Source organism: Streptomyces sp. P6-2-1, from assembly GCF_050613165.1.
In the GTDB taxonomy this organism is placed as follows: domain Bacteria; phylum Actinomycetota; class Actinomycetes; order Streptomycetales; family Streptomycetaceae; genus Streptomyces.
Genome location: NZ_CP192513.1, coordinates 2,658,623 through 2,675,280, shown reverse-complemented (window position 1 = coordinate 2,675,280; position 16,658 = coordinate 2,658,623). Strand labels below are relative to the sequence as shown.

At 68.7% G+C, this 16,658-nt stretch carries 26 protein-coding genes and 1 pseudogene; all 27 read left to right on the top strand.

Translation table 11 applies throughout. The features are described from left to right. Window positions 1-58 precede the first annotated feature (58 nt). A pseudogene (locus tag ACQYWQ_RS11550) lies at window positions 59-313 on the top strand (pentapeptide MXKDX repeat protein); the annotation flags it as partial. Window positions 314-350: 37 nt separating this feature from the next. After that, window positions 351-1,133 (top strand): TetR family transcriptional regulator, encoded by a 783-nt coding sequence (locus tag ACQYWQ_RS11545; protein ID WP_431034268.1) that lies wholly within the window; start codon window positions 351-353, stop codon window positions 1,131-1,133. An 81-nt stretch (window positions 1,134-1,214) separates the two neighbouring features. Next, window positions 1,215-1,781, top strand: a complete 567-nt coding sequence (locus ACQYWQ_RS11540; RefSeq protein WP_431034267.1) for a hypothetical protein — start codon at window positions 1,215-1,217, stop codon at window positions 1,779-1,781. A 663-nt stretch (window positions 1,782-2,444) separates the two neighbouring features. Further along, on the top strand, window positions 2,445-3,959 hold the full coding sequence (locus ACQYWQ_RS11535) for an AMP-binding protein (RefSeq protein WP_431039151.1): 1,515 nt from the start codon (window positions 2,445-2,447) through the stop codon (window positions 3,957-3,959). Between the two features lie 555 nt (window positions 3,960-4,514). Further along, window positions 4,515-4,823 (top strand): 30S ribosomal protein S10, encoded by a 309-nt coding sequence (rpsJ, locus tag ACQYWQ_RS11530; protein ID WP_003948644.1) that lies wholly within the window; start codon window positions 4,515-4,517, stop codon window positions 4,821-4,823. 17 nt (window positions 4,824-4,840) lie between these two features. Beyond that, window positions 4,841-5,485, top strand: a complete 645-nt coding sequence (gene rplC / locus ACQYWQ_RS11525; protein ID WP_007825980.1) for a 50S ribosomal protein L3 — start codon at window positions 4,841-4,843, stop codon at window positions 5,483-5,485. Between the two features lie 7 nt (window positions 5,486-5,492). Beyond that, window positions 5,493-6,143 (top strand): 50S ribosomal protein L4, encoded by a 651-nt coding sequence (rplD, locus tag ACQYWQ_RS11520; RefSeq protein ID WP_007825982.1) that lies wholly within the window; start codon window positions 5,493-5,495, stop codon window positions 6,141-6,143. Then, window positions 6,143-6,562, top strand: a complete 420-nt coding sequence (gene rplW / locus ACQYWQ_RS11515; protein ID WP_007825983.1) for a 50S ribosomal protein L23 — start codon at window positions 6,143-6,145, stop codon at window positions 6,560-6,562. Before rplD ends, rplW begins: the two co-directional genes overlap by 1 nt. 40 nt (window positions 6,563-6,602) lie before the next feature. After that, window positions 6,603-7,439 carry a 50S ribosomal protein L2 gene (gene rplB, locus ACQYWQ_RS11510; RefSeq protein WP_008747478.1) on the top strand — a complete coding sequence of 279 codons (837 nt, stop codon included), beginning with the start codon at window positions 6,603-6,605 and terminating at the stop codon, window positions 7,437-7,439. Between the two features lie 12 nt (window positions 7,440-7,451). After that, entirely contained in the window at window positions 7,452-7,733 is a 282-nt protein-coding gene (rpsS, locus tag ACQYWQ_RS11505) for a 30S ribosomal protein S19 (RefSeq protein WP_003948639.1), read from the top strand. Window positions 7,734-7,774: 41 nt separating this feature from the next. Further along, window positions 7,775-8,122, top strand: a complete 348-nt coding sequence (gene rplV, locus ACQYWQ_RS11500) for a 50S ribosomal protein L22 (RefSeq protein WP_010266243.1) — start codon at window positions 7,775-7,777, stop codon at window positions 8,120-8,122. Continuing rightward, the gene (gene rpsC / locus ACQYWQ_RS11495) at window positions 8,122-8,949 is read left to right on the top strand and encodes a 30S ribosomal protein S3 (RefSeq protein ID WP_030994301.1); all 828 of its coding nucleotides are present in this window, start codon (window positions 8,122-8,124) and stop codon (window positions 8,947-8,949) included. Before rplV ends, rpsC begins: the two co-directional genes overlap by 1 nt. Before the next feature lie 3 nt (window positions 8,950-8,952). Then, window positions 8,953-9,372 (top strand): 50S ribosomal protein L16, encoded by a 420-nt coding sequence (gene rplP, locus ACQYWQ_RS11490; RefSeq protein WP_007825988.1) that lies wholly within the window; start codon window positions 8,953-8,955, stop codon window positions 9,370-9,372. Then, window positions 9,372-9,596 (top strand): 50S ribosomal protein L29, encoded by a 225-nt coding sequence (gene rpmC / locus ACQYWQ_RS11485; RefSeq protein WP_007825990.1) that lies wholly within the window; start codon window positions 9,372-9,374, stop codon window positions 9,594-9,596. Before rplP ends, rpmC begins: the two co-directional genes overlap by 1 nt. Further along, a complete protein-coding gene (gene rpsQ / locus ACQYWQ_RS11480; RefSeq protein ID WP_431034264.1) occupies window positions 9,596-9,883 on the top strand; it encodes a 30S ribosomal protein S17 in 288 nt (95 codons plus the stop codon). Before rpmC ends, rpsQ begins: the two co-directional genes overlap by 1 nt. A gap of 107 nt (window positions 9,884-9,990) precedes the next feature. Further along, the gene (gene rplN / locus ACQYWQ_RS11475) at window positions 9,991-10,359 is read left to right on the top strand and encodes a 50S ribosomal protein L14 (protein ID WP_003966950.1); all 369 of its coding nucleotides are present in this window, start codon (window positions 9,991-9,993) and stop codon (window positions 10,357-10,359) included. 2 nt (window positions 10,360-10,361) lie between these two features. Beyond that, complete coding sequence (rplX, locus tag ACQYWQ_RS11470) at window positions 10,362-10,685, top strand: 50S ribosomal protein L24 (protein ID WP_007825997.1); 324 nt, start codon at window positions 10,362-10,364, stop codon at window positions 10,683-10,685. Beyond that, window positions 10,685-11,242 carry a 50S ribosomal protein L5 gene (gene rplE / locus ACQYWQ_RS11465; RefSeq protein WP_007825999.1) on the top strand — a complete coding sequence of 186 codons (558 nt, stop codon included), beginning with the start codon at window positions 10,685-10,687 and terminating at the stop codon, window positions 11,240-11,242. Before rplX ends, rplE begins: the two co-directional genes overlap by 1 nt. A 3-nt stretch (window positions 11,243-11,245) precedes the next feature. Continuing rightward, complete coding sequence (locus ACQYWQ_RS11460) at window positions 11,246-11,431, top strand: type Z 30S ribosomal protein S14 (protein WP_008747480.1); 186 nt, start codon at window positions 11,246-11,248, stop codon at window positions 11,429-11,431. A 238-nt stretch (window positions 11,432-11,669) separates the two neighbouring features. Next, complete coding sequence (gene rpsH, locus ACQYWQ_RS11455) at window positions 11,670-12,068, top strand: 30S ribosomal protein S8 (RefSeq protein WP_007826000.1); 399 nt, start codon at window positions 11,670-11,672, stop codon at window positions 12,066-12,068. A gap of 21 nt (window positions 12,069-12,089) precedes the next feature. Continuing rightward, the gene (gene rplF / locus ACQYWQ_RS11450) at window positions 12,090-12,629 is read left to right on the top strand and encodes a 50S ribosomal protein L6 (protein WP_431034262.1); all 540 of its coding nucleotides are present in this window, start codon (window positions 12,090-12,092) and stop codon (window positions 12,627-12,629) included. 3 nt (window positions 12,630-12,632) lie between these two features. Then, window positions 12,633-13,016 carry a 50S ribosomal protein L18 gene (gene rplR, locus ACQYWQ_RS11445; protein WP_007826004.1) on the top strand — a complete coding sequence of 128 codons (384 nt, stop codon included), beginning with the start codon at window positions 12,633-12,635 and terminating at the stop codon, window positions 13,014-13,016. A gap of 63 nt (window positions 13,017-13,079) precedes the next feature. Next, window positions 13,080-13,682 carry a 30S ribosomal protein S5 gene (gene rpsE / locus ACQYWQ_RS11440; protein WP_008747483.1) on the top strand — a complete coding sequence of 201 codons (603 nt, stop codon included), beginning with the start codon at window positions 13,080-13,082 and terminating at the stop codon, window positions 13,680-13,682. Beyond that, a complete protein-coding gene (gene rpmD, locus ACQYWQ_RS11435) occupies window positions 13,682-13,864 on the top strand; it encodes a 50S ribosomal protein L30 (protein WP_007826007.1) in 183 nt (60 codons plus the stop codon). The genes rpsE and rpmD overlap by 1 nt, the downstream gene beginning before the upstream one ends. Window position 13,865: 1 nt before the next feature. Then, window positions 13,866-14,321, top strand: a complete 456-nt coding sequence (gene rplO / locus ACQYWQ_RS11430) for a 50S ribosomal protein L15 (protein ID WP_431034260.1) — start codon at window positions 13,866-13,868, stop codon at window positions 14,319-14,321. 363 nt (window positions 14,322-14,684) lie between these two features. Then, window positions 14,685-15,998 (top strand): preprotein translocase subunit SecY, encoded by a 1,314-nt coding sequence (gene secY, locus ACQYWQ_RS11425; RefSeq protein ID WP_431034258.1) that lies wholly within the window; start codon window positions 14,685-14,687, stop codon window positions 15,996-15,998. After that, on the top strand, window positions 15,998-16,645 hold the full coding sequence (locus ACQYWQ_RS11420; RefSeq protein WP_431034256.1) for an adenylate kinase: 648 nt from the start codon (window positions 15,998-16,000) through the stop codon (window positions 16,643-16,645). Before secY ends, ACQYWQ_RS11420 begins: the two co-directional genes overlap by 1 nt. The last annotated feature ends 13 nt before the right edge of the window (window positions 16,646-16,658 follow it).

Genomic DNA, 16,658 nt, shown 5'->3' with positions numbered 1-16,658 from the left:
GGCATGAGAGGCACCGCGGCTCGCGCGCCGCGTCGCGCGCCGCGCCGCGTCACGCAGTGCGATGCCACGCGACGCGATGCCACGCGACGCGATGCCACGCGACGCGATGCCACGCGACGCGATGCCACGCGACGCGATGCCACGCGACGCGATGCCACGCGACGTGATGCCACGCGACGCGATGCCGCGCGACGTGATGCCACGCGACGCGATGCCGCGTGGCGCCACGCGAAAGCCCGTAACGCAATGTGGATGCGTTATCTGCCCCCCACGCTACACCGCATCCGCGCTTAACGCACGCGACACGCGTTAAGCGCGCCCACTGCCGCCCGGACGCTAGATTTGGCCCCATGCCCACCCACCGCCGCGCCCGCTCCCAGGAGGCCAAGCAGCAGCGTGCCGAGGACCTGCTCGACGCGGCCCGCAGACTCGCCGCTGAGGCCGGGGGAGTGCGCCACCTGACGCTCGCCGCGGTCACGGAGGCGGCCGGGCTCCACCCCTCGGCGATCCGCCGCTACTTCGACAACAAGGAGGAACTCCTCCTCGAACTCGCCGAACGCGAGTGGGTGGGCTGGCGCGAGGAGGTGCTGCGCCGCGCGAAGGCGGGCGCGGGGCGCGGCCGGGGCGCCGGTGCGGGGCCGGACACGGGCGTCGGTGCCGGGCCGGACACGGGCGCCGGTGCGGGGCCGGACACGGGCGCCGGTGCGGGGCTCGGCCCGGACGAGACCGCCGACGTGCTCGCCACGAGCCTCATCGCGCGCCCCCTGCTGTGCGACCTCTTCACGCACATCCCGCTGAGCCTGGAGGGCGAGGTCCCGCTGGAGCGCGCCCGCCGCTACAAGGCGCTCTCCTTCGCCTCCGTCGCAAAGATGTCGGCCGCGCTCGCCGAGGCGGGCACGATGACCGCCGCCCAGGTCGCCGACCTCATCGCCGCCACGGCCGCGCAGACCGCCCACGCCTGGCAGATCGCCCACCCCACGGCCACCCTCGCGGCGCTCTACGAGGAGAATCCCCAATGGGCCCACACGGCCTACGACTTCGGGGAGAGGACGACGAGACTCCTGAGGGCGACGGCGAGAGGGCTGGCCGCGCGAGGGCCGGGCCCGGGGGATTCCGGCCCGTCCCGCGGCTGATCCGGACCCTCCGACGACGGGGATCGTGCGTTCCGCTCGCGCGGAGTGATCGCCACCATCATCTTTTCTTCACTTTTCCTGATGGCTACGATCACGTGCCGTACGCAGACGAACGATTCCGGGGAGTGGACAACAGTGCGAGGACGCCGTCTCGGCAGGTGGGGGAGTCTGGCCGGTGCGGCGGTGCTCGGCTGCGCGCTTCTCGGTGCGGGGCCGGCGGGCGCGGCCGATGAGGCGCCCGAGGTCGTCGTGGGCGTGGACATGGGCACGCGGGGGCCCTTCGCCGAGAGCGGCGCGGAGGGGGCGGCGCCCCGGGCATCGGCCGCGGCGACAAGTGCCCCGACGTGCATAGGCACGACCGTCGCCTACGGCTCGACCGCCTGCTTCGTCCCGTACGGCGACGTGGTCTGGGTCCTCGACACGAAGAAGGACGGCATGTCGGCGGCGGGCGGCGTCTACACCGATTACGGCCGCTCCTCGCGCGTCTGCCTCAACAAGGCGGGCGTGAACCACTGGGTCAAGTGCGACTACGACTACTGGGAGAAGGGCAACATCCAGCTCCGCGCCCTGCGCTACGACTCCGGCACCGCCAAGTTCTACGTCCCCGACGCCTGGTCCGACTGGCTCCCTGTCGACGGCAAGTTCTGAGCCGCCGGGGGCGCCGCCTGGCCCCGGGCCGCCGCGGGTGACGGCGTCGTCCCGCTGCCGCCGCCCCGGAAGGGCGCGGTACGCCACCGAACGGGGTGAGCGTGCGCGCGCATGGAGCGACCGGGGGAGCGGGGCGCGTCGTGAAGCGCACACGCGCCATCGGCTTTGTTCTCGCCGCCGTACCGACGCCCTCGGCCGCTCTCGCCGACACCCCGGACCGCGCCCCCGCCGTCACGCCCCTGCCCGCTGCCCCGAGCAGGACGCCCGCGCCGGGACGCCGTCGTCCGCGGAGACGAGCGCGCCGTCGTGGGCAGCGCCTACGCCGAGGAGAAGAGCCGGGGAGAAGAAGGGGAGAAGAGGGGAGAAGCGGTGGGGCACGGGCCTCGGAACCCCGGGCCCGTTCCCGTGCCCGGCCCGGGTGACGCTTCGCCGCCGGACTCGTTGGAGGACTGACCGCGTCCGCTGCCGAACGGAGTGCCTGTGTGCGGCGAAGCCTCCCCGTCGGGGAACACCCCCACGATCGTCCTCGGGCCCCTGCCCACCCCTGTTCCCCCGGCGGGCGAGGGGCCGCCGGAGGCCCCGGTGCGCCCGGGCGCCGTGGCGGGCGTGGTGGTCCCGGAGCCCGCCGGGCCGCGCACCTTCGTGGAGGACAGCCTGGAGGCGATGCGCTCCGACCCTGACCGTGAGCTTCTCGTGCACGGGGACCGCCGCCTGTCGGCCGGGTGGTTCACGGCGCTGGTGCACCGCATGGCGCACGCGTTCTCGGCCCTGGGCATCGAGCGGGGCGCGACCGTCACCCTGCTCAGCGGCAATCTGCCGGAGACCATCGCGGCCCGCTACGCGGCCAACCTCGTCGGCTGCAAGGTCAACCACCTCTACAACAGGCTCTCGGCCGGTGTGCAGGCGGCGATCGTGCGGGACGTCGAGACCCGTGCGCTGGTCGTCGACCCGCGGTGCGTGGACCGGGCCGCGGAGATCGTCGAGACGGCCCCGGTGGCGCACGTGCTCGTGCTGGGCGATCCCGGGCGCGCGTTCGGGCAGGACCTGCTCGCGCTGGCGGCCGGGCAGCCCGATGACCCGTTCCCCGCGCTGTGCCGCCCCGACGACATCTGCGTCATCCGCCACACCGGGGGCACGACGGGGCACCCCAAGGGCATCGTCTCCGCCTTCGCCCAGGCCGGGCGGGTCAGCCGCGTGATGACCCCGGCGCGGCGCCCCGGGGACGGGCCCCTGCGGCAGCTCCTGTGCACGACCCTCGCCCACGCCGGGGGCATGATGGCCGACGGCGTGCTGCGCTCCGGCGGGACCGTGGTGCTTCAGGACGAGTTCGACCCCGCCGAGGTGCTCGCCGCCGTCGAACGAGAACGTGTCACCTGCCTGTTCCTGCTGCCGCCGCTCCTCTACCAGCTCCTGGACCACCCCGATTCCCCCCACCGTGACCTCAGCAGCCTGAGCGCCGTGGTCTACAGCGGCTGCCAGGCGTCCCCCGCCCGGCTCGCGGACGCCGTACGGCGTCTGGGGCCCGTGCTCGTCCAGGTCTACGCCCAGAACGAGACCGGCGGGATCAGTGTCCTCAGCGCGCGGGACCACGACCTCGGCAGCCCGGAGCGGATGCGCTCGGCGGGCAAGGTCCTGCCGGGCGTGGACGTCGCCGTACGCGGCCCGGACGGCGAGGACCTGCCCGCCGGAGAGCTGGGCGAGATCTGCGTCCGGTCGCCCGGCACCATGCGGGGCTACTGGAAGCAGCCCGGACTGACGGCAGAGGTGCTGCGGGACGGCTGGGTGCACACCGGTGACCTCGGCCGCCTCGACCAGGAGGGCTACCTCACCGTCGTCGACCGGATCAAGGACATGATCGTGGTCGTCGGCGGACATGTGTACACCACCGAACTGGAAGACCTGCTCAACTCCCACCCGGCCGTGCTCCAGAGCGCCGTCCAGGGCCTGCGGGACGCCGACCGCACGGAGCAGGTGCACGCCGCCGTGGTCACCGCGCCGGGCGCCGTGGTGGGGGCGGGGGAACTACGGGCCTTCGTACGCGAACGACGCGGCCCCCTGTACGAACCGGCCCGTATCGACTTCGTGGACGCCCTGCCGCTCACGGACGCCGGCAAACCGGACAAGAAGCTGCTCCTGCGGCAGGCCGAGGCACGCACCCACGCCGCCCCCCACCTCTGAGCCCGGGCCCGCCGGGGGCGTCGTGGTGACCGCCGTCACGCCCCGTGTCTCGTGTGCTCCCCGTGCCGGGCATATGCCCGGTCTCCGGGCGGTACGGCCGAACCGTCGCCCTTCGGCCGACTTTGCCCGCCGTCCGGCCCTCTCCGTGTCCCCCGGTCGGCCGACCGGCCCGCACCCCCGTTTGAGGCGCCCCCTGGGAGGGGTAAGCTGTCCGGCCCGATTGGCGACCCGCTCGCTTCGTGTGGCACACTGACCAGGTTGCTCGGTTGAGTGCCGATGCTGCGCGCCTCCCGCCGGGAGGACCGGAAGCGAGTCCCACGGTACTCGTCGGCCCTGTTGAGGGTCGGACGTACGGGAATCTTCCGGGAAGCAAGGCGCGGTGCCGACCAGGCGCCCTGGTGGAGGCTCCTCCCCGAATCCCGCGGTCACGATCGCAAAACCCCAGCGGTTCGCTGTTGGCGGCACTGCGACACGCCCGACCGCGTGTGCCGGAGGGAAGCAGACAGGATCCCCAGGCCGCAAGAGCGTGACGAGAGACAGGACTACCAAGTAGCCATGGCGGGACAGAAGATCCGCATCCGGCTCAAGGCCTACGACCACGAGGTCATCGACTCCTCGGCGAAGAAGATCGTCGAGACGGTGACGCGTACTGGTGCGTCGGTCGCGGGCCCGGTGCCGCTGCCCACTGAGAAGAACGTGTACTGCGTCATCAAGTCGCCGCACAAGTACAAGGACTCGCGCGAGCACTTCGAGATGCGTACCCACAAGCGCCTGATCGACATCCTCGACCCGACGCCCAAGACCGTTGACTCCCTGATGCGACTCGACCTCCCGGCCGGTGTCGACATCGAGATCAAGCTCTGAGGGCCGGTGATCTGAGAATGACGAAGCAGATCAAGGGCATCCTGGGCGAGAAGCTCGGTATGACGCAGGTCTGGGACGACAACAACCGCGTTGTCCCCGTGACCGTCGTCAAGGCCGGTCCCTGCGTCGTGACCCAGGTGCGTACGAACGACAGCGACGGCTACGAGTCGGTCCAGATCGCCTTCGGCGAGATCGACCCGCGCAAGGTGAACAAGCCCCTCAAGGGCCACTTCGCCAAGGCCGACGTGACCCCCCGCCGCCACCTCGTCGAGATCCGTACCTCGGACTCCTCCGAGTACACCCTCGGCCAGGAAGTCACCGCCGAGACCTTCGAGTCGGGCGTGAAGGTCGACGTCACCGGCAAGAGCAAGGGCAAGGGCTTCGCCGGTGTCATGAAGCGTCACAACTTCAAGGGCCTCGGCGCCGGTCACGGCACCCAGCGCAAGCACCGCTCGCCCGGTTCCATCGGTGGCTGCGCCACCCCTGGCCGCGTGTTCAAGGGCCTGCGCATGGCGGGCCGCATGGGCAACGAGCGGGTCACCACCCAGAACCTGACCGTCCACGCCGTTGACGCGGAGAAGGGTCTGCTGCTCATCAAGGGCGCCGTCCCCGGTCCGAACGGCGGCCTCGTCCTGGTCCGCACCGCGGCCAAGGGGGCCTGAGGTAACGATGAGCACTGTTGACATCCTTTCGCCCGCGGGCGACAAGGCCGGGACCGTCGAGCTCCCCGCGGAGATCTTCGACGCGAAGGTCAGCGTTCCGCTGATCCACCAGGTCGTCGTCGCTCAGCTGGCCGCTGCCCGTCAGGGCACGCACAAGACGAAGACGCGTGGCGAGGTCCGCGGCGGCGGCAAGAAGCCGTACCGCCAGAAGGGCACCGGTCGCGCCCGCCAGGGTTCGACCCGCGCCCCGCAGTTCGCCGGTGGTGGCGTCGTGCACGGTCCCGTGCCGCGTGACTACTCGCAGCGGACCCCGAAGAAGATGAAGGCCGCCGCCCTGCGCGGTGCCCTCTCCGACCGGGCCCGCAACGCGCGCATCCACGTCGTCTCCGGCGTGATCGAGGGCGAGGTCTCCACGAAGGCCGCGAAGACGCTGTTCGGCAAGATCTCGGAGCGCAAGAACCTGCTCCTGGTCGCCGAGCGCTCCGACGAGGCCGCGTGGCTCTCCGCCCGCAACCTGCCCCGGGTGCACATCCTGGAGCCGGGCCAGCTGAACACGTACGACGTTCTCGTCTCGGACGACGTGGTCTTCACCCAGGCCGCCTTCGAGTCCTTCGTCGCCGGCCCGCAGGCCAACGACAAGGAAGGGAGTGACGCCTGATGGCCACGCGTCACCCGAGCATCGCCTCCAAGGCGGCCAAGGCCGCCAAGGCCGCGCGCGTCGCCAAGGCGCGCCGCCACGAGGCCGAGGGCAAGAACACCGTCGAGACGCCGCTGAGCAAGAGCTTCACGGACCCCCGTGACGTCCTCCTGCGTCCGGTCGTCTCGGAGAAGAGCTACGCGCTGCTCGACGAGGGCAAGTACACCTTCATCGTCGACCCGCGGGCCAACAAGACCCAGATCAAGCAGGCCGTCCAGGCGGTCTTCGAGGTCAAGGTCACCGGGGTCAACACGATCAACCGCCAGGGCAAGCGCAAGCGCACCCGCACCGGCTTCGGCAAGCGTGCGGACAGCAAGCGCGCGATCGTGACCCTCGCCGAGGGCGACCGTATCGACATCTTCGGCGGTCCGACCTCCTGACGGAGGTCCGGATCGTTCGATATCGGACGAGGACTTAAGAATGGGTATCCGCAAGTACAAGCCGACGACTCCGGGCCGTCGTGGCTCCAGCGTCGCCGACTTCGTCGAGGTCACGCGGTCCACGCCGGAGAAGTCGCTGGTCCGCCCGCTGCACAGCAAGGGCGGCCGTAACAACGCCGGTCGTGTGACCGTTCGCCACCAGGGTGGCGGACACAAGCGCGCCTACCGCGTGATCGACTTCCGTCGTCACGACAAGGACGGCGTGCCGGCGAAGGTCGCGCACATCGAGTACGACCCGAACCGCACCGCGCGCATCGCGCTGCTGCACTACGCCGACGGCGAGAAGCGCTACATCATCGCGCCGCGCGGCCTCCAGCAGGGCGACCGGGTCGAGAACGGCCAGGGCGCCGACATCAAGCCCGGCAACAACCTGCCGCTGCGTCACATCCCGGTCGGTACGACGGTGCACGCGATCGAGCTCCGCCCCGGTGGCGGCGCGAAGTTCGCCCGCTCCGCCGGTGCCTCCGTGCAGCTGCTCGCTCGCGAGGGCGCTATGGCGACCCTGCGCATGCCGTCCGGCGAGATCCGCATGGTGGACGCGCGCTGCCGCGCCACCGTCGGTGAGGTCGGCAACGCCGAGCAGTCGAACATCAACTGGGGCAAGGCCGGCCGCAAGCGCTGGCTGGGCGTGCGCCCGACCGTTCGCGGTGTGGCGATGAACCCGGTTGACCACCCCCACGGTGGTGGTGAGGGCAAGACCTCCGGTGGTCGCCACCCGGTCAGCCCCTGGGGTCAGAAGGAGGGTCGTACGCGCTCTCCCAAGAAGGCGAGCAGCAAGTACATCGTCCGCCGCCGCAAGACGAACAAGAAGCGCTAGGAGCGGGTTTAGATGCCGCGCAGTCTCAAGAAGGGGCCCTTCGTCGACGACCACCTCATCAAGAAGGTGGACGTACAGAACGAAGCCGGCACCAAGAACGTCATCAAGACCTGGTCCCGTCGCTCGATGATCGTCCCGGCCATGCTCGGCCACACGATCGCGGTGCACAACGGCAAGACCCACATCCCGGTGTTTGTCACCGAGTCCATGGTCGGCCACAAGCTCGGCGAGTTCTCGCCGACGCGCACCTTCCGGGGTCACGTCAAGGACGACCGGAAGTCGAAGCGCCGCTAAAGCGGGGTGAATGACCAATGACAGACACTGAAGGGACAACCATGGAAGCCAGGGCCCAGGCGCGGTACATCCGCGTCACGCCCATGAAGGCCCGCCGTGTGGTGGACCTCATCCGTGGCATGGACGCCACGGAGGCCCAGGCGGTCCTGCGCTTCGCCCCGCAGGCCGCGAGTGAGCCCGTTGGCAAGGTGCTGGACAGCGCCATCGCCAACGCCGCGCACAACTACGACCACACCGACGCCTCCACGCTGGTCATCAGCGAGGCGTACGTCGACGAGGGCCCGACGCTCAAGCGTTTCCGTCCGCGCGCCCAGGGCCGCGCCTACCGGATTCGCAAGCGGACCAGCCACATCACCGTGGTCGTCAGCGCCAAGGAAGGAACCCGGTAATGGGCCAGAAGGTAAACCCGCACGGGTTCCGGCTCGGCATCACCACCGACTTCAAGTCGCGGTGGTACGCCGACAAGCTGTACAAGGACTACGTCAAGGAAGACGTCGCCATTCGTCGCATGATGACGAAGGGCATGGAGCGCGCCGGTATCTCGAAGGTGGAGATCGAGCGCACCCGTGACCGCGTCCGCGTCGACATCCACACCGCCCGGCCGGGCATCGTCATCGGCCGTCGCGGCGCGGAGGCCGACCGCATCCGCGGCGAGCTGGAGAAGCTCACCGGCAAGCAGGTCCAGCTGAACATCCTCGAGGTCAAGAACCCCGAGGTCGACGCTCAGCTCGTGGCCCAGGCCGTCGCCGAGCAGCTCTCCAGCCGCGTCTCCTTCCGGCGGGCCATGCGCAAGAGCATGCAGTCCTCCATGAAGGCCGGTGCCAAGGGCATCAAGATCCAGTGCGGCGGTCGCCTCGGCGGCGCCGAGATGTCCCGCTCGGAGTTCTACCGCGAGGGCCGTGTGCCCCTGCACACGCTCCGCGCGAACGTGGACTACGGCTTCTTCGAGGCCAAGACGACCTTCGGCCGGATCGGCGTGAAGGTTTGGATCTACAAGGGCGACGTCAAGAACATCGCCGAGGTTCGCGCCGAGAACGCCGCGGCCCGTGCGGGCAACCGCCCGGCCCGCAACGACCGCCCGGCCCGTGGTGGCCGCGGTGGCGAGCGTGGCGGTCGCGGTCGTAAGCCGCAGTCGACGCCGGCTGCCGAGGCCCCCAAGGCCGAGGCTCCTGCCGCCGCGTCCGCTCCGGCCGAGAGCACCGGAACGGAGGGCTGACCCATGCTGATCCCCCGCAGGGTCAAGCACCGCAAGCAGCACCACCCGAAGCGCGATGGCATGGCCAAGGGTGGCACGGAGGTCACGTTCGGCGAGTACGGCATCCAGGCCGTCACTCCCGCGTACGTCACCAACCGCCAGATCGAGGCGGCCCGTATCGCGATGACCCGCCACATCAAGCGTGGCGGCAAGGTCTGGATCAACATCTACCCGGACCGCCCGCTGACCAAGAAGCCTGCCGAGACCCGCATGGGTTCCGGTAAGGGTTCGCCGGAGTGGTGGATCGCGAACGTCAAGCCCGGTCGGGTGATGTTCGAACTCTCCTACCCGAACGAGAAGATCGCTCGTGAGGCGCTCACCCGCGCGGCTCACAAGCTCCCGATGAAGTGCCGGATCGTGCGGCGCGAGGCAGGTGAGGCGTGATGTCGGCCGGAACCAAGGCGTCCGAGCTGCGCGAGCTGGGCAACGAGGAGCTTGTTGCCAAGCTGACCGAGGCCAAGGAAGAGCTGTTCAACCTCCGCTTCCAGGCGGCGACCGGGCAGCTTGAGAACCACGGCCGGCTGAAGGCCGTCCGCAAGGACATCGCCCGGATCTACACCCTGATGCGTGAGCGCGAGCTGGGCATCGAGACGGTGGAGAGCGCCTGATGAGCGAGAGCAACGTGACTGAAGAGACCAAGGCCGCGCGCGGCTCCCGCAAGGTCCGTGAGGGCCTTGTCGTCAGCGACAAGATGGACAAGACCGTCGTCGTCGCTGTCGAGGACCGCGTCAAGCACGCGCTGTACGGCAAGGTCATCCGCCGTACGCACCGCCTGAAGGCTCACGACGAGCAGAACTCCGCCGGTGTCGGCGACCGCGTCCTCCTCATGGAGACGCGGCCGCTGTCCGCCGGTAAGAACTGGCGCATCGTCGAGATCCTCGAAAAGGCCAAGTAAACCCCTCCGAGGGGCAGTTCGTTCCCTCGGACCAGTTCCGCCAGGCTCCGGGGGCCGCGCTCACCAGCACGGCCCCCGGGGAACCGGCAGACGATCAGGAGACAGACGTGATCCAGCAGGAGTCGCGACTGCGTGTCGCCGACAACACGGGTGCGAAGGAAATCCTCACCATCCGTGTTCTCGGTGGCTCCGGTCGCCGCTACGCGGGCATCGGTGACGTCATCGTCGCCACCGTGAAGGACGCGATCCCCGGCGGCAACGTGAAGAAGGGTGACGTCGTCAAGGCGGTCATCGTTCGCACCGTCAAGGAGCGGCGTCGTCAGGATGGCTCGTACATCCGCTTCGACGAGAACGCCGCCGTCATTCTCAAGAACGACGGCGACCCCCGCGGCACCCGTATCTTCGGCCCGGTGGGCCGTGAGCTGCGCGAGAAGAAGTTCATGAAGATCATCTCGCTCGCGCCGGAGGTGCTGTAAGCATGAAGATCAAGAAGGGCGACCTGGTCCAGGTCATCACCGGTAAGGACAAGGGCAAGCAGGGCAAGGTCATCGCGGCCTTCCCCCGCGAGGACCGCGTCCTGGTCGAGGGTGTCAACCGGGTCAAGAAGCACACCAAGGCGAACCAGCCCGGGCAGGCCTCGCAGGCCGGTGGCATCATCACCACCGAGGCGCCGGTCCACGTGAGCAACGTGCAGCTGGTCGTGGAGAAGGACGGCAACAAGGTCGTCACCCGCGTCGGCTACCGCTTCGACGAGGACGGCAACAAGATCCGCGTTGCCAAGCGGACGGGTGAGGACATCTGATGACGACCACCACTGCCCCCCGCCTGAAGCAGAAGTACCGCGAGGAGATCGCGGGCAAGCTGCGTGACGAGTTCAAGTACGAGAACGTCATGCAGATCCCCGGTCTCGTCAAGATCGTGGTCAACATGGGTGTCGGCGACGCCGCCCGCGACTCGAAGCTGATGGACGGCGCCATCCGCGACCTCACCACGATCACCGGCCAGAAGCCGGCCGTGACGAAGGCCCGGAAGTCCATCGCGCAGTTCAAGCTGCGCGAGGGCCAGCCCATCGGCGCCCACGTCACGCTCCGCGGCGACCGCATGTGGGAGTTCCTGGACCGCACCCTGTCGCTCGCGCTCCCGCGCATCCGCGACTTCCGCGGCCTGTCCCCCAAGCAGTTCGACGGCCGTGGCAACTACACCTTCGGTCTCACCGAGCAGGTCATGTTCCACGAGATCGACCAGGACAAGATCGACCGCACCCGGGGTATGGACATCACCGTGGTGACCACGGCGACCAACGACGAAGAGGGCCGCGCGCTCCTCCGTCACCTCGGCTTCCCGTTCAAGGAGGCGTGAGCCGTGGCGAAGAAGGCTCTCATCGCAAAGTCCGAGCGCAAGCCGAAGTTCGGCGTGCGCGCGTACACCCGCTGCCAGCGCTGCGGGCGTCCGCACTCCGTCTACCGCAAGTTCGGCCTGTGCCGCGTGTGCCTTCGTGAGATGGCCCACCGCGGTGAGCTGCCGGGCGTGACCAAGAGCAGCTGGTAGTCAGCCCTTCCAGGGTGACGCCAGCCTCTCGGTAAGCATCGGGGCGTCGGGACCCCGACCTTTCATGGCTTAGTCTTGGAGGGTTGGGCGTCCCGCCGCCCTGGACCACTGGCGGGCACACGCCCGCAGTCAACGCTTACTACGCCGTAGGTCCCCGCGCCGCACCCGTCCCGTCCCGGATCGGGGAGAGGGATGGCGCACATAGGAAACCACGGCGAGAAAGGCCCAAGGCCAATTCATGACCATGACTGATCCCATCGCGGACATGCTGACGCGTCTGCGGAACGCCAACTCGGCGTACCACGACTCCGTGTCGATGCCGCACAGCAAGATCAAGTCGCACATCGCGGAGATCCTCCAGCAGGAGGGCTTCATCACCGGCTGGAAGACCGAGGACGCCGAGGTCGGCAAGAACCTCGTCATCGAGCTGAAGTTCGGCCCGAACCGTGAGCGCTCCATCGCGGGCATCAAGCGGATCTCGAAGCCGGGCCTGCGGGTCTACGCGAAGTCCACCAACCTGCCGAAGGTGCTCGGCGGCCTGGGCGTGGCGGTCATCTCCACGTCGCACGGTCTGCTCACCGACAAGCAGGCGTCGAAGAAGGGCGTGGGTGGGGAAGTCCTCGCCTACGTCTGGTAGTCGGGAACGGAGAAAAGCAACATGTCGCGAATCGGCAAGCTGCCCATCACGGTTCCCGCCGGCGTGGACGTCACCATCGACGGGCGCAGGGTTGACGTGAAGGGTCCCAAGGGCACCCTCAGCCACACCATCGCCGCCCCGATCGACATCGCCAAGGGCGAGGACGGCACCCTTTCGGTGACCCGCCCCAACGACGAGCGTCAGAACAGGGCTCTGCACGGCCTGTCCCGCACGCTGGTGGCGAACATGATCACCGGCGTGACCCAGGGTTACGTGAAGAAGCTCGAAATCAGCGGTGTCGGCTACCGCGTCCAGGCGAAGGGCTCCAACCTGGAGTTCGCCCTGGGCTACAGCCACCCCATCACGATCGAGGCGCCCGAGGGCATCTCGTTCAAGGTGGAGAACCCCACCCACTTCTCGGTCGAGGGCATCGACAAGCAGAAGGTGGGCGAGGTCGCCGCCAACATCCGCAAGCTGCGCAAGCCTGACCCGTACAAGGCCAAGGGCGTCAAGTACGAGGGCGAAGTCATCCGGCGCAAGGTCGGAAAGGCGGGTAAGTAAGTCATGGCATACGGCGTAAAGATTGCCAAGGGCGACGCCTACAAGCGCGCCGCCATCAAGCGGCGTCACATCCGCGTCCGCAAGCACGTCTCCGGTACGCCGGAGCGTCCGCGCCTGGTCGTGACGCGTTCCAACCGCCACATGGTCGCCCAGGTGATCGACGACATCAAGGGTCACACCCTGGCGTCGGCGTCCACCCTGGACAGCTCGATCCGCGGCACCGAGGGCGACAAGAGCGCCCTGGCCAAGCAGGTCGGCGCGCTTGTCGCCGAGCGTGCCAAGGCCGCGGGTGTCGAGGCCGTCGTGTTCGACCGTGGTGGCAACAAGTACGCGGGGCGCATCGCCGCCCTCGCGGACGCCGCCCGCGAGGCCGGGCTCAAGTTCTGAGCCGCCCGTCGCACAGCGACGTCGAGTCGCTGCGTAGCTAGCGGAAAAGAGAGAGGTAATCCAATGGCTGGACCCCAGCGCCGCGGTAGCGGTGCCGGTGGCGAGCGGCGGGACCGGAAGGGCCGTGACGGCGGAGCTTCCGCTGCCGAGAAGACCGCGTACGTCGAGCGCGTCGTCGCGATCAACCGTGTCGCCAAGGTAGTGAAGGGTGGTCGCCGCTTCAGCTTCACCGCGCTGGTCGTGGTGGGCGACGCGGACGGCACCGTCGGTGTCGGCTACGGCAAGGCCAAGGAGGTGCCGGCCGCCATCGCCAAGGGTGTGGAGGAGGCCAAGAAGCACTTCTTCAAGGTCCCCCGTATCCAGGGCACCATCCCGCACCCGATCCAGGGTGAGAAGGCCGCCGGTGTCGTGCTCCTGAAGCCGGCGTCGCCGGGTACCGGTGTGATCGCCGGTGGTCCTGTGCGTGCCGTCCTGGAGTGCGCCGGCGTGCACGACATCCTGTCGAAGTCGCTCGGCTCCGACAACGCCATCAACATCGTCCACGCGACCGTGGCGGCCCTCAAGGGTCTCCAGCGTCCCGAGGAGATCGCGGCCCGCCGCGGTCTGCCCCTTGAGGACGTGGCCCCCGCGGCCCTGCTCCGTGCGCGTGCCGGGGCGGGTGTCTGATGGCCCGCCTCAAGATCACGCAGACGAAGTCGTACATCGGCAGCAAGCAGAACCACCGTGACACGCTGCGTTCGCTCGGGCTCAAGCGCCTGAACGACACGGTTGTCAAGGAGGATCGTCCCGAGTTCCGCGGCATGGTGCACACCGTCCGCCACCTCGTGACGGTCGAGGAGGTCGACTGACATGAGCGAGCAGAAGCCGCTCAAGGTCCACAACCTCCGGCCTGCCCCGGGCGCCAAGACCGCCAAGACCCGTGTGGGTCGTGGTGAGGCGTCGAAGGGTAAGACCGCTGGTCGTGGCACCAAGGGCACCAAGGCCCGCTACCAGGTTCCGGAGCGCTTCGAGGGCGGGCAGATGCCCCTCCACATGCGTCTCCCGAAGCTCAAGGGCTTCAAGAACCCGTTCCGCACCGAGTACCAGGTCGTCAACCTCGACGCGCTGGTCGCCCTCTACCCCGAGGGCGGCGAGGTCACCGTCGAGGACCTGGTCGCCAAGGGCGCGGTCCGCAAGAACAGCCTCGTGAAGGTCCTCGGCCAGGGCGAGATCTCCGTGGCGCTGACGGTGAAGGTCGACAAGGCCTCCGCCTCCGCCAAGGAGAAGATCGCCGCCGCCGGCGGCACCGTCACCGAGCTGGTCTGAGCCTTCGGGTCTCGGACGTGAAGTGCCCCCACCGTGAGGCACTTCGGCGACGAACACCCCACCGGGGACACTCCAGGGTTCTTCCCTGGGGTGTCCCCGGTGGTCGTTGTGGGGGGTGTGCGCCGGTGTGTGGTGCTGTGGCCCCCGCGTCTGGTGCGCGCTCCCCGTGGCCGGTCGTTCCCCAGGGACAGGGAGCGCCGGTAAGGTGGCGTCGACTGTGCCGCGTGGCGTGTCCCTGTGGGGTGTCACGCGGTTGTCTCTGTGAGAACAAAGCAGTACCGCAGTAGTTCCGTCAGTTCCGTTACCGCCGAACCTCAAGACCGTCACCTCTGGCGCAGTAGCGCGGGGGTCGCAGGAGGCACCGTGCTCACCGCGTTCGCCCGAGCGTTCAAAACGCCCGACCTGCGCAAGAAGCTGCTCTTCACGCTGGGCATCATCGTGATCTACCGGCTCGGTACACACGTACCGATCCCGGGGGTGAACTACAAGAACGTCCAGACCTGTATCGAACAGGCCAACACCAACTCCGGCCTCTTCGGGCTGGTGAACCTGTTCAGCGGCGGGGCGCTGCTCCAGATCACCATCTTCGCGCTCGGGATTCTCCCCTACATCACGTCGAGCATCATTCTCCAGCTGCTCACCGTCGTGATCCCGCGACTCGAAGCCCTCAAGAAGGAGGGCCAGTCCGGTACGGCGAAGATCACCCAGTACACCCGGTACCTGACCGTCGCCCTCGCGGTGCTCCAGGGCACCGGGCTCGTCGCGACCGCGCGCAGCGGCGCCATCTTCCAGGGCTGTTCGGTCGCCGGGGACATCGTCCCCGACCAGTCGATCTTCACGACGATCGTCATGGTCGTGACGATGACCGCCGGTACCGCCACCGTCATGTGGCTCGGTGAGCTGGTCACCGACCGCGGCATCGGCAACGGCATGTCGATCCTCATGTTCGTCTCGATCGCGGCCGGCTTCCCTGGCTCGCTCTGGGCGATCAAGAAGGGCGGCGACCTCGCCGGCGGCTGGATCGAGTTCGGCACGGTGATCCTCGTGGGCCTCGTCATGGTCGCCCTCGTGGTCTTCGTCGAGCAGGCCCAGCGCCGTATCCCGGTCCAGTACGCGAAGCGCATGATCGGCCGCCGCTCCTACGGGGGCACGTCCACGTACATCCCGCTCAAGGTGAACCAGGCCGGCGTGATCCCTGTGATCTTCGCCTCCTCGCTCCTCTACATCCCGGCGCTGATCGTCCAGTTCACCGATTCGCAGGCGGGCTGGGCGTCCTGGATCAGGGACAATCTGGCCGATACCTCCGCGTGGCCGCACGTCGTGCTGTACTTCTTGCTGATCGTCTTCTTCGCGTTCTTCTACGTGGCCATCTCGTTCAACCCCGAAGAAGTCGCGGACAACATGAAGAAGTATGGTGGGTTCATCCCGGGCATCCGGGCTGGCCGACCGACCGCCGAGTACCTGAGTTACGTACTCAACCGGATCACCTGGCCGGGCTCGCTGTACTTGGGGCTGATCGCGCTGGTGCCGACGTTGGCACTGGCGGGCTTCGGGGCGAATTCCAACTTCCCGTTCGGCGGGACGAGCATCCTGATCATCGTGGGTGTGGGTCTGGAGACCGTGAAGCAGATCGAGAGCCAGCTCCAGCAGCGCAACTACGAAGGGTTCCTCCGCTGATGCGTATCGTCCTCGTCGGGCCGCCTGGGGCGGGCAAGGGAACGCAGGCCGCGTTCCTCGCCAAGCAGTTGTCGATCCCGCACATCTCCACCGGAGACCTGTTCCGGGCGAACATCAGCCAGGGCACCGAACTGGGCAAGCGCGCGAAGTCCTACATGGACGCGGGCAACCTGGTTCCGGACGAGGTCACCATCGGGATGGCGAAGGACCGCATGGAGCGGGAGGACGCCGCGAACGGCTTCCTGCTCGACGGCTTCCCCCGCAACGTCGGCCAGGCCGAGGCGCTGGACGGCATCCTCAAGGAGTGGGGCGTCACGCTCGACGCGGTCCTGGACCTGGAGGTCCCCGAGGACGAGGTGGTCAAGCGCATCGCGGGCCGCCGCATCTGCCGCAAGGACTCCAGTCACGTCTTCCACGTCGAGTACAGCAAGCCGAAGCGGGAGGGCGTCTGCGACGTCTGCGGCGGCGAGCTGTACCAGCGGGACGACGACAAGGAGGAGACGGTCCGCAAGCGCCTGGAGGTCTACCACACGGAGACCGAGCCGATCATCGACTTCTACCGGGCGCAGGACCTCGTCAGGACGATCCCCGCGCTCGGCAAGGTGAACGAGGTCACCGAGCGGGCGCTGGCGGCGCTGGAGCGCTGAGGCGCCGCCCCGC

What these genes read in the sequence shown, in the direction of transcription:
- ACQYWQ_RS11545 (WP_431034268.1), top strand. Translation starts at nt 351, where the DNA reads ATGCCCACCCACCGCCGCGCCCGCTCCCAGGAGGCCAAGCAGCAGCGT.
- ACQYWQ_RS11540 (WP_431034267.1), top strand. Translation starts at nt 1,215, where the DNA reads ATGGCTACGATCACGTGCCGTACGCAGACGAACGATTCCGGGGAGTGG.
- ACQYWQ_RS11535 (WP_431039151.1), top strand. Translation starts at nt 2,445, where the DNA reads ATGCGCTCCGACCCTGACCGTGAGCTTCTCGTGCACGGGGACCGCCGC.
- rpsJ (WP_003948644.1), top strand. Translation starts at nt 4,515, where the DNA reads ATGGCGGGACAGAAGATCCGCATCCGGCTCAAGGCCTACGACCACGAG.
- rplC (WP_007825980.1), top strand. Translation starts at nt 4,841, where the DNA reads ATGACGAAGCAGATCAAGGGCATCCTGGGCGAGAAGCTCGGTATGACG.
- rplD (WP_007825982.1), top strand. Translation starts at nt 5,493, where the DNA reads ATGAGCACTGTTGACATCCTTTCGCCCGCGGGCGACAAGGCCGGGACC.
- rplW (WP_007825983.1), top strand. Translation starts at nt 6,143, where the DNA reads ATGGCCACGCGTCACCCGAGCATCGCCTCCAAGGCGGCCAAGGCCGCC.
- rplB (WP_008747478.1), top strand. Translation starts at nt 6,603, where the DNA reads ATGGGTATCCGCAAGTACAAGCCGACGACTCCGGGCCGTCGTGGCTCC.
- rpsS (WP_003948639.1), top strand. Translation starts at nt 7,452, where the DNA reads ATGCCGCGCAGTCTCAAGAAGGGGCCCTTCGTCGACGACCACCTCATC.
- rplV (WP_010266243.1), top strand. Translation starts at nt 7,775, where the DNA reads ATGGAAGCCAGGGCCCAGGCGCGGTACATCCGCGTCACGCCCATGAAG.
- rpsC (WP_030994301.1), top strand. Translation starts at nt 8,122, where the DNA reads ATGGGCCAGAAGGTAAACCCGCACGGGTTCCGGCTCGGCATCACCACC.
- rplP (WP_007825988.1), top strand. Translation starts at nt 8,953, where the DNA reads ATGCTGATCCCCCGCAGGGTCAAGCACCGCAAGCAGCACCACCCGAAG.
- rpmC (WP_007825990.1), top strand. Translation starts at nt 9,372, where the DNA reads ATGTCGGCCGGAACCAAGGCGTCCGAGCTGCGCGAGCTGGGCAACGAG.
- rpsQ (WP_431034264.1), top strand. Translation starts at nt 9,596, where the DNA reads ATGAGCGAGAGCAACGTGACTGAAGAGACCAAGGCCGCGCGCGGCTCC.
- rplX (WP_007825997.1), top strand. Translation starts at nt 10,362, where the DNA reads ATGAAGATCAAGAAGGGCGACCTGGTCCAGGTCATCACCGGTAAGGAC.
- rplE (WP_007825999.1), top strand. Translation starts at nt 10,685, where the DNA reads ATGACGACCACCACTGCCCCCCGCCTGAAGCAGAAGTACCGCGAGGAG.
- rpsH (WP_007826000.1), top strand. Translation starts at nt 11,670, where the DNA reads ATGACCATGACTGATCCCATCGCGGACATGCTGACGCGTCTGCGGAAC.
- rplF (WP_431034262.1), top strand. Translation starts at nt 12,090, where the DNA reads ATGTCGCGAATCGGCAAGCTGCCCATCACGGTTCCCGCCGGCGTGGAC.
- rplR (WP_007826004.1), top strand. Translation starts at nt 12,633, where the DNA reads ATGGCATACGGCGTAAAGATTGCCAAGGGCGACGCCTACAAGCGCGCC.
- rpsE (WP_008747483.1), top strand. Translation starts at nt 13,080, where the DNA reads ATGGCTGGACCCCAGCGCCGCGGTAGCGGTGCCGGTGGCGAGCGGCGG.
- rpmD (WP_007826007.1), top strand. Translation starts at nt 13,682, where the DNA reads ATGGCCCGCCTCAAGATCACGCAGACGAAGTCGTACATCGGCAGCAAG.
- rplO (WP_431034260.1), top strand. Translation starts at nt 13,866, where the DNA reads ATGAGCGAGCAGAAGCCGCTCAAGGTCCACAACCTCCGGCCTGCCCCG.
- ACQYWQ_RS11420 (WP_431034256.1), top strand. Translation starts at nt 15,998, where the DNA reads ATGCGTATCGTCCTCGTCGGGCCGCCTGGGGCGGGCAAGGGAACGCAG.